General features: G+C 62.7%; 15 protein-coding genes. 3 read left to right on the top strand and 12 right to left on the bottom strand.

Annotated elements, in window-relative coordinates; all coding sequences use genetic code 11:
- Position 1: 1 nt before the first annotated feature.
- On the bottom strand, positions 2-493 hold the full coding sequence (locus BLW08_RS18790) for an RNA polymerase sigma factor (protein WP_254779968.1): 492 nt from the start codon (positions 491-493) through the stop codon (positions 2-4).
- Positions 494-661: 168 nt separating this feature from the next.
- On the opposite strand from BLW08_RS18790, the gene BLW08_RS18785 reads away from it, so the two are divergent.
- Positions 662-1639, top strand: coding sequence for a serine hydrolase domain-containing protein (locus BLW08_RS18785; protein WP_090823941.1), 978 nt, complete (start codon positions 662-664; stop codon positions 1637-1639).
- Here the strand turns inward: BLW08_RS18785 and BLW08_RS18780 are convergent.
- The 8 genes from BLW08_RS18780 to BLW08_RS18745 all read right to left on the bottom strand — a co-directional run bounded on the left by BLW08_RS18780 (position 1636) and on the right by BLW08_RS18745 (position 8276).
- A complete protein-coding gene (locus tag BLW08_RS18780; protein ID WP_090823943.1) occupies positions 1636-2682 on the bottom strand; it encodes a HoxN/HupN/NixA family nickel/cobalt transporter in 1047 nt (348 codons plus the stop codon). The genes BLW08_RS18785 and BLW08_RS18780 overlap by 4 nt on opposite strands.
- On the bottom strand, positions 2682-3554 hold the full coding sequence (locus tag BLW08_RS18775; RefSeq protein ID WP_175538773.1) for an urease accessory protein UreD: 873 nt from the start codon (positions 3552-3554) through the stop codon (positions 2682-2684). Before BLW08_RS18775 ends, BLW08_RS18780 begins: the two co-directional genes overlap by 1 nt.
- A gap of 322 nt (positions 3555-3876) precedes the next feature.
- Positions 3877-4494, bottom strand: coding sequence for an urease accessory protein UreG (ureG, locus tag BLW08_RS18770; protein ID WP_091327086.1), 618 nt, complete (start codon positions 4492-4494; stop codon positions 3877-3879).
- Positions 4495-4515: 21 nt separating this feature from the next.
- The gene (locus tag BLW08_RS18765) at positions 4516-5184 is read right to left on the bottom strand and encodes an urease accessory protein UreF (protein ID WP_090823948.1); all 669 of its coding nucleotides are present in this window, start codon (positions 5182-5184) and stop codon (positions 4516-4518) included.
- 204 nt (positions 5185-5388) lie between these two features.
- On the bottom strand, positions 5389-5862 hold the full coding sequence (gene ureE, locus BLW08_RS18760; protein WP_091327081.1) for an urease accessory protein UreE: 474 nt from the start codon (positions 5860-5862) through the stop codon (positions 5389-5391).
- 8 nt (positions 5863-5870) lie between these two features.
- The gene (ureC, locus tag BLW08_RS18755; protein ID WP_091327079.1) at positions 5871-7601 is read right to left on the bottom strand and encodes an urease subunit alpha; all 1731 of its coding nucleotides are present in this window, start codon (positions 7599-7601) and stop codon (positions 5871-5873) included.
- Positions 7598-7966, bottom strand: a complete 369-nt coding sequence (locus BLW08_RS18750; RefSeq protein WP_091327078.1) for an urease subunit beta — start codon at positions 7964-7966, stop codon at positions 7598-7600. Before BLW08_RS18750 ends, ureC begins: the two co-directional genes overlap by 4 nt.
- Positions 7967-7973: 7 nt before the next feature.
- Positions 7974-8276: an urease subunit gamma gene (locus BLW08_RS18745; protein WP_091327075.1), complete on the bottom strand. Its 303-nt coding sequence runs from the start codon at positions 8274-8276 to the stop codon at positions 7974-7976.
- Between the two features lie 203 nt (positions 8277-8479).
- On the opposite strand from BLW08_RS18745, the gene BLW08_RS18740 reads away from it, so the two are divergent.
- Positions 8480-9001 (top strand): flavin reductase family protein, encoded by a 522-nt coding sequence (locus BLW08_RS18740; protein ID WP_091327072.1) that lies wholly within the window; start codon positions 8480-8482, stop codon positions 8999-9001.
- On the opposite strand, the gene BLW08_RS18735 is transcribed toward BLW08_RS18740, so the two are convergent.
- The 3 genes from BLW08_RS18735 to BLW08_RS18725 all read right to left on the bottom strand — a co-directional run bounded on the left by BLW08_RS18735 (position 8933) and on the right by BLW08_RS18725 (position 11883).
- Positions 8933-9646: a biliverdin-producing heme oxygenase gene (locus tag BLW08_RS18735; RefSeq protein WP_091327069.1), complete on the bottom strand. Its 714-nt coding sequence runs from the start codon at positions 9644-9646 to the stop codon at positions 8933-8935. The two genes, BLW08_RS18740 and BLW08_RS18735, sit on opposite strands and share 69 nt — an antisense overlap.
- 113 nt (positions 9647-9759) lie before the next feature.
- Entirely contained in the window at positions 9760-10860 is a 1101-nt protein-coding gene (locus BLW08_RS18730) for a D-TA family PLP-dependent enzyme (protein ID WP_091327067.1), read from the bottom strand.
- An 18-nt stretch (positions 10861-10878) separates the two neighbouring features.
- Positions 10879-11883 carry a LacI family DNA-binding transcriptional regulator gene (locus BLW08_RS18725; protein ID WP_091327431.1) on the bottom strand — a complete coding sequence of 335 codons (1005 nt, stop codon included), beginning with the start codon at positions 11881-11883 and terminating at the stop codon, positions 10879-10881.
- Positions 11884-12081: 198 nt separating this feature from the next.
- Here BLW08_RS18725 and BLW08_RS18720 point away from each other — a divergent pair, with 198 nt between their 5' ends.
- Positions 12082-12456 (top strand): hypothetical protein, encoded by a 375-nt coding sequence (locus tag BLW08_RS18720; protein ID WP_091327064.1) that lies wholly within the window; start codon positions 12082-12084, stop codon positions 12454-12456.
- The last annotated feature ends 12 nt before the right edge of the window (positions 12457-12468 follow it).

Below are 12468 nucleotides of genomic sequence, written 5' to 3'. Positions count from 1 at the left end.
CTCAGACTCCCATCTTCTGTGTAGTCGTTTCGGCACCGGCAGGCATCTGCTTCCGGAAAGCTGTCCGTGCCCTGTGCAGACGGACCTTGGCGGCGGATTCACTGCACTGCAGAACCCGCGCGATTTCAGTGGTGCCCAGGCCATCCCAGTAGGCCAGCTGCAAAATATCGCGGTCCTGTACCCGCAAACGATCCATCGCATCCTGTACCGCGACGTTCTCGGAGTGATCGCCATAGCGTTCCACCGCCGTCGTGCGCAGTTTTTCCTGCAGGGCTTGCTGCCGATCGCGGCTGCGGTAGGCATTGCCCACCAAGTTGCGCGCAACGGTCAGCAAGTAGGCGACGTCGGGCCGGGCATCATCCGACCACTTTTGCCAGACGACCCGGAAAACGTCGGCGGCGATCTCTTCAGCCATCTCCACTGATTCCACCCGCCTGCGGACAAACCTGAACACGGATGGATAGCTGTCCTTGTGAATGGCGATGAACGCCAATTCGCGCTCTGAAAGCACGATTTTCCCCCTGGTATTAGAGCCCTGAACTGCACAGGATACTTGTATAGTTTCCGGCCGGGGCGCCACGGTTACAGATGCTGCCAAGTTTCTTCAGACGGCCACGATAGATTCGAATCACAAACCCCCAAGCGAAAGCGTGACACAACGATGGTGCACTCAGGACCGGCAGCAGACTGGGCCCGCAAGCAGGTTGATGGTGGACGCGTGCCCGTTGCGGTGCTCGGAGTCGCCTCCAGCCAGGGCATCGAGGACGTTGTGGCGTTCGGGGCCGACGCCGGCAGGCAAGCCACAGCTGACGATCACTTTGCGCTGTTCTCAGTGACCAAGCCCATCAGCGCCCTGACCGTGATGCGGCAGGTGGAACGTGGGAAGTTGTCGCTGGGCAGCTCACTGGGCGATCTCCTCCCGGCCTTCGGTTCAGGTCGTACGGACACCGTGACGCTGGAGCAATTGCTCAGCCACCGGTCCGGCATCACAGATCCGGAACTCGACGACGGAGTCCCCCTCCGCGAGGCACTCACCGCCGCGGGGCAAACCTTCTACGCAGGTTCCTTGGTCCAGTACTGCAACATCGCGTTCGAGGGCGCAGCGGCCATGGCCGAGTGGGCCGATGGGCGGGCGTTCGAAGACCAGGTCCTCGCCCTGGCCAGCGATACCGGCGCCAACGGCCTCACGTTCGGCAGCGATTGCAACCCGCATACCGTCCACGGTACTGACGCGGCCGGCTTGACCGTGGATGCCATGTTCAAGAACCGGCACCCCGGGGCGGGGCTGTTCGGAACGGCCACGGATTTGCTCAACCTTGGCACGGAATTGCTCCGGGATTCCGGGAAGGCGGTCCATCCAAACACTCTCGCGGCCATGCGTCGGCCGAGAACCACGGGCGTACCATTTATCACCACGCGGCCCGCACCGGCACGGCACACCGGTTTGGGCTTCCAGATGCCCGCCAACGAATCCGAACTCCTGGCCAAAGGAATTTATGGGCATCCCGGCTGGTCCGGAACCGAGTGGTGGATGCTGCCCGAGCAGGACCGCTGCGTGGTGTTCCTGACCAACGTGCTGGACACCCCGGACCTCGGCGTGGACACCACCGAGTTGTTCAACGCGGTGGCAGTTTCCTAGCTCCGGCTCTTGGCACTCCGCCCTCGCCATGCGGAGACGGCCCAGACCATCACGAACAACCCCACCAGAATCAGACCGGCGTCGCCAAGATCAATCCCCCCAAGCCAGGTGGTAATGGGATCTTGGAGCTCAAACGCGGCGTTGATGAAACCGCCCAGCGTGATCACGGAGATGAACAGCGCAGAGACAGCTGAGATACCGGTAATCACGGCGTTGAAGCCGAGTTTGCGCTGCGGGTTGTGAATGGCAGATTTGTACATCTTCATCATGGCCACGCCATTGGCTGAATCGCACAACGTCATGGCGGCCGTGAAGGCCAGCGGGAGCGCCATCAAGGCGAGCGGCGAGACCCCGGCGAGGGACGCCGTCGTGGTGATGACCAGCAGCCCGATGGTGGTGGCGGTATCGAACCCCAGCCCGAACAGGAAGCCGATCACGTAGATGTTCCGTGGCCGCTCCACTTTGGACAGCGGTTTGGCCAGCAGCCGGGCCACGAAGCCCTTCGCCTCCAGGTCCTCGGGACGGACCTCGCCGCCAGCCTGCACATTCCGGTACGCCTGCGTGGCCCGCACGAACGCTGATCCGTTGAACAGCCCCATCGTCAGCAGGAACAGCCCGGACACTCCACTTCCTATCAGGCCCAGCACCTTGTTGCCCGTGGTGCCGTCCTCCATAAACTGCCCGATCAGCGTAGCGCCGGCCACCACCAGCAACCCCGCCAGGATCACCACAGAACTGTGGCCCAGGCTGAAGGCAAAACCGACACTCACGGGGTCCTTGTGCTGCGCCACGAACTTGCGCGTCGAGTTGTCGATCGCTGCTATGTGGTCCCAGTCGTAGCTGTGCTTAATGCCGGCCACGTAGGCGGTGATCACCAGCCCCAGCGCCAGCGGTTGTGCCGCACCTGCGGAACCGGCCAGCAACAGCACGACGGCGGCAAGGTGCAACGCGGCCACGGCACCGAACGTGAACAACAGCCGCGTCCGCAGGGACAACGTGTCCCGCTCCCGGTACATGGTGGCGAACTCGGTCAGCGCAGTCATCAGTACTTCCTCAGGTTCAAGGGTGCCTGACCGTACCAACGTTCGCGCAGAACGCCGGTGCAGGCACCCAGCAAATGGTTGAGTTCCTCAGTGCTGTTCGACAACGATCGCAGCACAAGCCCGGTACTCCCGGCAATAGTCATGGTCAAAGAAACGCCGGTGTAGGCGGCAAAATCCTCGGCTATCCGGGCCAGGTCATCCGCGAGCGCTTGATCAACCCGTGGATCCACCACCACTAACGAGCCCACGTGGCTGAAGCCCTCCATGAACCCCATCCCCGTCACGTCGTTGAGGGGTGGCCGGAGCAGGAGGTTGTCCAGCGCCAACAACTTCGCACCGTTTGGGTCCTCGACCCAGATCTCGTTGCGCAGCCGCACCTCTTCGTACTTAAAGGATGCGCCGTCCGGGGACCAACCCGGCGTGACCACCTCCGCCATGACAAGGCTCGACGTCGGGTGGAGGCTGATGTGCGAATTCTGCCGATAACTCGCCTCCCGATACGCAATCAACTGGTCCGGCATCAGCTCCAACCGCGAACCCTCCCCCAGCCTGATGTTCATCCGCTGCTCAGCGAACGATCCCGGAGTCCGATAAACCTTGGTGGCCGATTGCGTGGTCAACAACAATTCCGCCCCGGCCTCAACCTCCACATCAATGAGGAACAGATCGGCCCCAAGATAGGCCCCACCAGGATTGACCATGACATAGCAGAGCTGCCCGGACCGGTCCAAATAGTGCGGCCTGAGCACCCGCAAAGCGCCCTCATGGAACTGCCGCGAAGCAACGGACCTCCCACCACGCACAGAAACCCCGAGCTCCAACCGCCCCCGAACCGGCCCTTCGCCCAAGGCCAACGTGGAGTCAGGCCCCACGTTCCCCCAAGGACTGGAGTCGATGCTCGAGACCACTAAGTGCGTGCTCACACGTCACCCCCGCAAGGTGACTGGATCGCTGCGGCGGCGAAGCCGGATATAAGGGGCGGCGTGGCGGGCTTGTTGCCCGCGGGTGGGTTACCCGTAGAGCCGGCGGAGCCGGGTGATAGGGGCCGCGGCGTGGCGGGCCGCGCGGGGAGCCCACTACCGCGAGGGACCCGACTCGAGCTTGCGAGAGTTGGGAGCGGCTGGGGACGGGCACGGCCCCTATCACCCGGTGTAGCCGCCGGACTTTCGCCGACCGCCGAGCGGGAAAGCACTGTCACGACGCCAAGTCGAGCATTAGGACGTCGCGGCGGATCCAGTTGAGGACCTCCTCCAGGCCATCGTCCGTCTTCAGGTTCGTAAAGCAGAACGGTTTGTTGCCGCGGAATTCCTTGGAGTCCCGCTCCATGACGGCCAGGTCCGCTCCGACGTGGGGCGCGAGGTCTGTTTTGTTGATGATGAAGAGGTCGGATTTGATCATGCCTTGGCCGGCTTTGCGGGGGATTTTTTCGCCTTGGGCTACATCGATGATGTAGATGGAGAAGTCGACGAGTTCGGGGCTGAAGGTTGCGGAGAGGTTGTCGCCGCCGGATTCGACGAAGATGACCTGGAGGTCCGGGTGCCGCGCTTTGAGTTCCTCGATGGCTGCGGTGTTCATGGAGGTGTCTTCGCGGATGGCGGTGTGGGGGCAGCCGCCGGTTTCGACGCCGATGATCCGGTCCTCTGGCAGGATGCCGTTGGCGGCCAGGATTTTGGCGTCTTCGATGGTGTAGATGTCGTTGGTGATGGCGGCCATGGAGATGTCGCCGCTCATGTGCCGGGTGATGCGTTCCACGAGTTGCGTCTTGCCGGCTCCGACGGGCCCGCCGACGCCGATTTTGATGGGTTCTGTCATGTTTTTTGTCCTTTGCACTAGTTAGCTCATGAACATGCGGGCGCGTTGCCGTTCGTGCCGCATTTGTGAAATTTCCAGTCCGGGGCTCACGGCCCCGAAGTCGTCCCAGCACAGCCGTGCTACATCCTTGATGGCGGCAGCAACGACGTCGTGCGCCTGCCGAAGTACCCGTTGCCCGGCGTTCTGCCCTAATGGAATGGCTCGCACGGCGTTCTGCGTCAGCGAAGTGACCGTGGCAAACACATAGGCAGCAAGGGCTGCTTCGAAGGGAACCCCCAAAGACCGCGCAATGACCCCAAAAGCCAAGGGTTGATGCCCCCCGGCACTCCCCGCCCGGACAAGCCCCCGATACTCCTCCAACTCGAACGACGGGAACACTTCCCCACCAATCTCCAACAACCGCCCACCCATCTTGAGTGAAGCCTCCCGAACCTCCCTGGCCAACAATTGCGCAGACAACACCCCATCCAACAAACCAACATCCACGCCCTCATACAGGAACCGCAGGGCCAACCCATCGGAATAAACCAACTGCTGCCCCACAAAAGCCCCCAACCACTCCCCAAAAGACCCCTCATCCCGAACAAGCCCACGCTCGATGTAGCTCTCAAACCCAAGAGAATGAGCAAAAGCCCCCGTAGGCAACGCGGAGTCGGTCAACTGTTGAAGAGCAAGCTGATAGGAGGTCATGAGTCGCTCCGAAAGGTGAGGTGAAAAGCCGGAGCCGCGCCGGATTTTTGGGCCGCGGTGTGGAGGGCCACGCGGGGGGCCCACTGCGGCGAGGGCCCCGACCTGAGCTTGCGAAGGTTGGGAGCGGCTGGGGACGGGCACGGCCCAAAATCCGGGGCGGCGCCCCAGCCACAGTCGCCCCCGGTACGCGACCTTGCCGCGGTATTAGTGCGAATGCTCAGCATGGCGGAAGGGCACCGGCATGACCCGCTCTTGCCTGTTGTAGGGGACGCCGACGCTCTTCAGATAGTCCTCGACAGTGTGGTCGTACTGGCACACCATGACCTCGGCCCCGTATTCGGATGATGCGTCGAAGAATTGTGCTTGCAGGTGCCGGTTGCCTAGTGAGTGTGCCACGACGCCCATTTCGTGGATGCTCCGCGGCCCTATGACCAGGACGTCGGTGGGCAGCACGGAGATGATGATGACGTTGTTGTCGTTGATGGCGAGGATGTCGCCGTCGCGGAGGTCTCCGGTGCCGGTGGGGAGTCGGATGCCGAGTTCTTTGCCGTGGTCGGTGGTGACTCGTTGGATGCGTTTGACCAGCAGGGAACTGGGGAGCACCACCTTTTCTTTGTGGTGGCCTGCGTAGTCGGCGGGTTGTTCGTGGAGGTTGCCCAGGATTTTTTCGATGATCAAGGTGGCTCCTAGAAGAGGAAGTAGCGCTGCGCCATGGGCAGTACTTCGGAGGGCTGGGAGGTGACTTCGGCGCCGTCGACCGTCACTTTGTACGTTTCGGGGTCGACGGCGATGTCCGGGGTTTCGCCGTTGTATTTCAGGTCCGCTTTGGTGAGGTTGCGAATGCCGGAGACGGGCTTGATGATGCGTTCGAGGCCCAGTTCGGCGGGCACTCCGGCGTCGATGGCGGCCTGGGACAGGAACGTGATGGATGTTTGCTGGAGCGCTTTGCCGTACGTGGCGAACATGGGCCGCATGGTGCGGGGTTGCGGTGTGGGGATGGAGGCGTTGGCGTCGCCCATGAGTGCGTAGGCGATCTGCCCTCCCTTGATGACCAGCTCGGGTTTAACGCCGAAGAAGGCGGGGTCCCAGAGCACCAGGTCGGCGAATTTGCCTTCTTCCACAGAGCCGATCACGTCTGCCATTCCTTGGGCGATGGCGGCATTGATGGTGTATTTGGCTACGTAGCGCTTGAGCCGGAAGTTGTCCGATTCGGCGGATCCGTGGGTGGTTCCGGAGGGATCCTTCAGGACGCCCCGCTGGCGTTTCATGGCGTCGGCAACCTGCCAGGTGCGGGTCACTACTTCGCCAACCCTGCCCATGGCTTGGGAGTCGGAGGACGTGATGGCGAAGATTCCGAGGTCGTGGAGGACGTCTTCCGCGGCGATGGTTTCAGCGCGGATGCGGGAGTCTGCAAAGGCCACGTCTTCGGGGATGTCCGGGTTGAGGTGGTGGCAGACCATGAGCATGTCCAGGTGCTCTTCGATGGTGTTTTTGGTGTACGGCAGCGTGGGGTTGGTGGATGCGGGAAGCACGTTGGGCAGCCCGGCGATCTTGATGATGTCCGGGGCATGGCCTCCGCCTGCGCCTTCGGTGTGGAAGGTGTGGATGACGCGGCCGTCGATCGCGCGGATGGTGTCTTCCACGAAGCCGCACTCGTTGAGGGTGTCGGTGTGGATGGCCACCTGAACGTCGAATTCGTCGGCAACCCGCAGGGACATGTCGATTGAGGAGGTGGTGGATCCCCAGTCCTCATGGACTTTCAGCCCCACCGCACCTGCGCGGATCTGCTCCGCGAGGGGCTCGACGGCGGAGGCGTGGCCTTTGCCGAACAGGCCGATGTTGACGGGGAGTCCCTCGGCGGCCTGGAGCATCCGCGAGATGTGCCAGGCTCCGGGCGTGATGGTGGTGGCTTTGGTTCCTTCGGCAGGGCCGGTGCCGCCGCCAACCATCGTGGTGATGCCATTGCAGAGCGCCGCGGGGACCTGCTCCGGGGAGATGAAGTGGATGTGGGTATCGATGCCGCCGGCTGTGAGGATCTTCCGTTCACCCGCGATGATTTCCGTGCTGGCGCCGATCACGATGTTCACGCCGTCGGTGATCTGCGGGTTGCCTGCCTTACCGATCTTGAAGACGTGGCCGTCCTTTAAGGCAACGTCCGCTTTGTAGATACCGGTGTAGTCCAGGACCACCACGTTGGTGATCACGGTGTCCGGGATGTCTTCCGCGCGGGTGAGTTGACCGTTTTGGCCCATGCCGTCCCGGATGACTTTGCCGCCGCCGAACACCACTTCTTCGCCGTACACCGTGTAGTCCCTCTCGATTTCGAGGAACAGTTCGGTGTCGGCAAGGCGGATGGCGTCACCGGTGGTCGGGCCGTACAGTTCGGCGTACTGCTTGCGGGGAATCTCGAAGCTCACTGGTGGTCCCTTTCCGCTGCGACGCCCGGGCGGGGTTCCCCGGCTACGGCAGTTCCGCCGTCGAGCTTTCCGTTGACTGCGTTACTGAGGCCGAAGACCTCGCGGGAACCCGCAAGGTCGATCAGCTGGACCGTTTTACGGTCGCCGGGTTCAAAGCGCGCAGCCGTGCCAGCGGGAATGTCCAGGCGGCGGCCGAAGGCAGCTTCGCGATCGAATTCCAAGGCCCTGTTGGCCTCGGCAAAGTGATAATGCGAACCAACCTGCACGGGCCGGTCACCGCGGTTCACAACCTCGACGGCGATTGCCTCACGGCCGCTGTTGCACGCGACGGATTCTGGCTGGAGCCTGTATTCACCGGGGATCATGGGGCTCCTATCGAATGGGGTTGTGGACGGTGACGAGCTTGGTGCCGTCAGGAAAAGTGGCCTCGATCTGGACGTCGTGGATCATCTCAGGAACGCCTTCCATCACATCTTCGCGGCGGAGGACGGTGGTTCCGTAGCTCATGAGTTCGGCAACGGACCGGCCGTCGCGGGCACCTTCAATGAGCTCGTAGCTGATGATGGCGACAGCCTCGGGGTAGTTGAGCTTCAGCCCGCGTCCCTGGCGGCGCCGGGCCAAGTCTGCGGCCACCACGATCATGAGTTTCTCCTGCTCGCGGGGCAAAAGATGCATCGATTCTCCTGAGACCTGGGCACATTAAGGACAGATGGTGATCAGCGTAAGGAGCGGAAGTTTCGGCCACGTTTCCACAGCGTCACAGGCGGGGGTCGGATTCCACCGAATTGACCTCAACATAAGTTGAGGTCCTAGCATCTATTCCGGTGTGCGCTCCAAGAACGGCGCCACCACCAGCCAGTCCCATCAGAGGTGTATTAATGACCCGTTCCCAGTCCCTGCCACCCGCACCGGTCGGCGAACTGTTCCGGGCTGCGTTCCGCGCCCATCCAGCGGGGGTTGCCGTTGTGACGGCGAGCGGGCCGGAAGGGGCGGTAGGGCTCACGGCATCCTCAGTGGCATCCGTGGCGGTGGATCCGGCCACCCTCGCATTCTCCGTAACGGGTGGTCGCTCAGCGTCCTTCATTGCAGCCGCGCAGGCAATTGTGGTCCACCTCGTCGGCGCCGATCAGCTGGATCTCGCGCGGGCCTTCGCGGACCCAACAGCCGAGCGCTTCACCGCCGCCATGGACTGGGAACTGCTGCCCACAGGAGAGCCCCTGCTCAGGGAGGCCCAGTGGGCGCTCCGCTGCGAAATCATTCACCGGGCACCGCTGGGCGGCTCAGTGCTACTGGCAGCGAGGGTATTGGACATCCGGCCCAACCCCACCGGTTCAGCTCCGCTGGTTTACCACAACCGGGAGTTCCACACCCTGTTCAACAGCGTGCAAACCGCGGTCTAGCTTCACGTAATGCTCCATGAGGTCCACAAACACCCGCCGGTTGGTTTCGAAAGCAACCTCGGCATGGTGGAGGATTTCCCGCTTCTCATCGTCTGAGAAAGCAGCCTCATCCAAGTGGCTGCGGTATGAGTCCTTATACGGTTTGATCTTCTCAATGCCTTCGAACGCGTAGAAGTTGAGACCTTCAGGACTGAGATCGTAGTGCCGCTGTACAAGTGCCGAGATGATCTGACCACCCGAAAGGTCACCAAGATAACGGACGTAGTGGTGAGCCAGGAGATATGTGGCCGAGCCCGGGCCGAGCGTTGCGAGCTCGGTAGCGTACGCCCTGGCACCAGGCGTCACATGCAGTTCGCCCGCTGCGAGCCTCGCCTCCCAGTCATCGCCGTAGTGCACCGCCAAGTCCTTTTCCAGAGCCTCAACCCGCATGAGGGCAGGGTCAGCGAAGGGTGCGAGGCGAGGGTCCGGATTGGTTTCCAGGGCCGATTCCAGCGCCCGGTAGATAACGTAGTTCTGCAGCAGCATGGCTGCCACCTGACCGGCTTCCAACTTGCCGTTCAGCAACTCCGTGACGAATCCAGCCTGCTCGGCATGCTCATGGGCTGCCGCCGTATGGCTTTTGAGTTCCTCGGAAAAAGCGGTCATGGGGTACTCCAGTCATCAAACGAAACGTACCAAAGGCTGTTTGATGACACTCTGTCACACGGTGTTTATTTGGTAAAGCTTTTGTGTGCTAATTCGGTGAGCGCCGTCCGGGTCTAGTTGTTCCGACCCCGAGCGGCCACGGCCCACTGCTCCACCACGGCCCCGTCTATCACTACCGTGACCTCATCCACCAAGTTCATGGTCAGGCACACATGGTTGGGGATCACCCGCAGCCGTGCGCCCAGGGGCGGCAACTCCGAGGCTTCCGGCCAAACAACCGTGGCGTGGTGCTCGGAGAGCGCAGTCACCGTGGCTTCGGGGTAGTCGGGAAGCCTTCCGTATCCGGTGGCCCAGTCCGGGCGGTCGCTGCCCAGGATCTTGCTGCCGGCATCCACCACGACCCGGCGCACGTTGCCGCCGCGGGCTTCGTGCCGGCTCACCACGGTGGCGGCGACGGTCAGGGCGATGTCCTCCCAGCCGCAGCGCTCCAATTCCAACTGCTGGGCGTCGCCGAACACGTAGACCCCGGGACGCAGTTCGGTTGCTGCGGAATCACCGGAGATCAGGGCAGTGGGCGTGGATCCCCCACTGATGGTCTTCACGTCAAAGCCGGCATGGGTCAAAGCCTCGGCGGCCTGGCCCAACGATTCATTCTCGTTGCCCGCCGCACCTGTGGGCATGCCGGGCTTGTAACTGTGGCCCGGGAACGTGAAAACACCAGAGACGGCCAGTCCCGCCGCGGAGGCTGCCCGGGCAACTTCCACCACCTCGTCCGGCAGGACGCCGCTGCGGTGATGCCCGCTGTCCACTTCGATCAGTACCTCAATACTTCCGGCGTCCGCGCCGAGGTGGCCACCCATCGCCGTCGCACTTTCCGCCGAGTCCACGCCGACCGCGAGCCGGCAATGTGCCGCCAAGGCGCGAAGACGTTCCGCGTGCGGCGCTTCAACCCAGAGCGGGTACGCGATGAAGATGTCTTTCACGCCGTCCGCGGCGAACACCTCGGCCTCGCCAATGGTGGCCACAGTGATGCCCACGGCTCCGGCCGCGAGCTGTTTCCGGGCAATTTCCAGCGTCTTGTGCGTCTTCACGTGCGGGCGAAGCCTGAGTCCCCGGCTGAGCATGCTCGATGCCATGCGTTCGATGTTCCGGTCCAGAACATCAACGTCGATCATGACGGCAGGGGTGACGACTTCAGCGGGAATCACGTTCATTCCTAAAACACTAACGGCCTACGGCGCGGACTGCCTGACCCGGAGTTCGAACGCTGCCTCCGGCTGCTGGACTTTCAGCACGGCATCTTTGCTTTCGATGCGTTCAATGAGGAGTTCGACGGCCCGCTCCGCGATTTCCGTGCGGCCGGGCGCCACAGTAGTCAACGACGGCGACGCGAACCGCGCCTCGTCGATGTCGTCGAAGCCCGCAACCGCCACCTCGCCGGGAACGTCCTTACCGCGCACCAGAAGCTCATGAAGTGCGCCCAAAGCAAGCGCATCGTTGAGCCCGAAGACAGCGTCAAAAGCCACCCCGCTGTCCAGCAAACGGGCGATGGCGTCAGCACCGCCGTCGCGCCGCCAATCGCATCCGACCACCAGCGCCGGGTCATACTCAACACCGGCGGCAGCGAGCGCGGCCCGATACCCGCTGAGGCGAAGGCCGTTGCTGCCGGTGGTATCGCCGTCGTTCGCACCAAGAACAGCTATCCGACGGCGGCCTGCCGCCAGCAGGTGGCTGGTCACCGCTGCAGCCGCTTGGTGGTTTTGGATCAGGACCATGTCCAGCCGCGGGTCCTGCACGAATTCGCCCAGGAGGACCAGCGGTTTGGCGCCCGCAGCCTGGATGATCTGCTCAGCGTCCAGGGCGAGGGGGATGAACAGGAGGCCATCGGTGAGGCTCCGGAATTGGCCCTGGAGTGCTGCGCGTTCATGGTCGGCCTCGTTGCCGGACTGCTCCACCAGCACCCGGTAGCCGCGGGCCCACGCCGCTTTCATGATGTCCGAGGCCAGCTCTGCGTAGAACGGAATGGAGAGGTCCGCCAGGACCAAACCGAGCATGCTGGTCTTGCCGGAGCGGAGGCTGCGGGCCGTCAGGTTTGTCTCGTAACCAAGCTCATCGATGGCGTCCAGGACACGTTGCTTGGTGGTTGGCCGGATGAACTCGTAATTGTTGATGACGTTGGAGACAGTCTTCAATGACACTCCGGCAGCGCGGGCGACGTCGTTCATGGTGACGGCCATCAAAGTGCTCCTTTCATGCGGGTGATGGAATACATCGTTGCAGATGAGGCGGCAGAAGAGGTCTTCCATCATCTCCAGGGGATGATCTCCATTCCTGAGCTTCCACCCGTCACACATCGCTCATCCACTTGCAACGCGCCCGCAACAAACATGCGGAATGCTGGGGCTATCGGACGGCGAGAGCTGAGGGGAGCAAACATGACCATCGCGAACAGGGACCTGTTCCAAGCATTGAAAACACAGGCCAGCCTGGCGCAGGCATTCGGCACGATGCCGGGGACCGCTGAGGCGCCGCATGCGCTGAGCACTGGTGAGTACATCGAGGCGTGGCACAACGGCCGCCTCTATCACCGGGGCACCGTGGTCAAGACCGTAGCGGGGACAGACCTTTTCTGGCTTCAGGACGACACCGGGAGCCGACGCCTCCTGGACATGGAATCCATGGAGATTGTCACCGTGGACCAACCCGCTCCGGCACCTGCCACGCAGACACCGGAGCCCACCCCTACGGCCACAGTCACACAGATCTCGCCGTACCCAATCTTCCGGGACGGTTCGCAGCAGATCGCCTAGTTGCCCCGGGCC

Source organism: Arthrobacter sp. cf158 (assembly GCF_900106835.1).
Classification (GTDB): Bacteria; Actinomycetota; Actinomycetes; order Actinomycetales; family Micrococcaceae; genus Arthrobacter.
The sequence above is the reverse complement of the archived record's forward strand: the minus strand, read 5'-3'. Positions and strand labels throughout refer to the sequence as shown.

Coding starts and splice junctions, on each gene's coding strand:
- BLW08_RS18785 (WP_090823941.1), top strand. CDS start 662: ATGGTGCACTCAGGACCGGCAGCAGACTGGGCCCGCAAGCAGGTTGAT.
- BLW08_RS18780 (WP_090823943.1), bottom strand. CDS start 2,682: ATGACTGCGCTGACCGAGTTCGCCACCATGTACCGGGAGCGGGACACG.
- ureG (WP_091327086.1), bottom strand. CDS start 4,494: ATGACAGAACCCATCAAAATCGGCGTCGGCGGGCCCGTCGGAGCCGGC.
- BLW08_RS18765 (WP_090823948.1), bottom strand. CDS start 5,184: ATGACCTCCTATCAGCTTGCTCTTCAACAGTTGACCGACTCCGCGTTG.
- BLW08_RS18750 (WP_091327078.1), bottom strand. CDS start 7,966: ATGATCCCCGGTGAATACAGGCTCCAGCCAGAATCCGTCGCGTGCAAC.
- BLW08_RS18745 (WP_091327075.1), bottom strand. CDS start 8,276: ATGCATCTTTTGCCCCGCGAGCAGGAGAAACTCATGATCGTGGTGGCC.
- BLW08_RS18740 (WP_091327072.1), top strand. CDS start 8,480: ATGACCCGTTCCCAGTCCCTGCCACCCGCACCGGTCGGCGAACTGTTC.
- BLW08_RS18735 (WP_091327069.1), bottom strand. CDS start 9,646: ATGACCGCTTTTTCCGAGGAACTCAAAAGCCATACGGCGGCAGCCCAT.
- BLW08_RS18730 (WP_091327067.1), bottom strand. CDS start 10,860: ATGAACGTGATTCCCGCTGAAGTCGTCACCCCTGCCGTCATGATCGAC.
- BLW08_RS18725 (WP_091327431.1), bottom strand. CDS start 11,883: ATGGCCGTCACCATGAACGACGTCGCCCGCGCTGCCGGAGTGTCATTG.
- BLW08_RS18720 (WP_091327064.1), top strand. CDS start 12,082: ATGACCATCGCGAACAGGGACCTGTTCCAAGCATTGAAAACACAGGCC.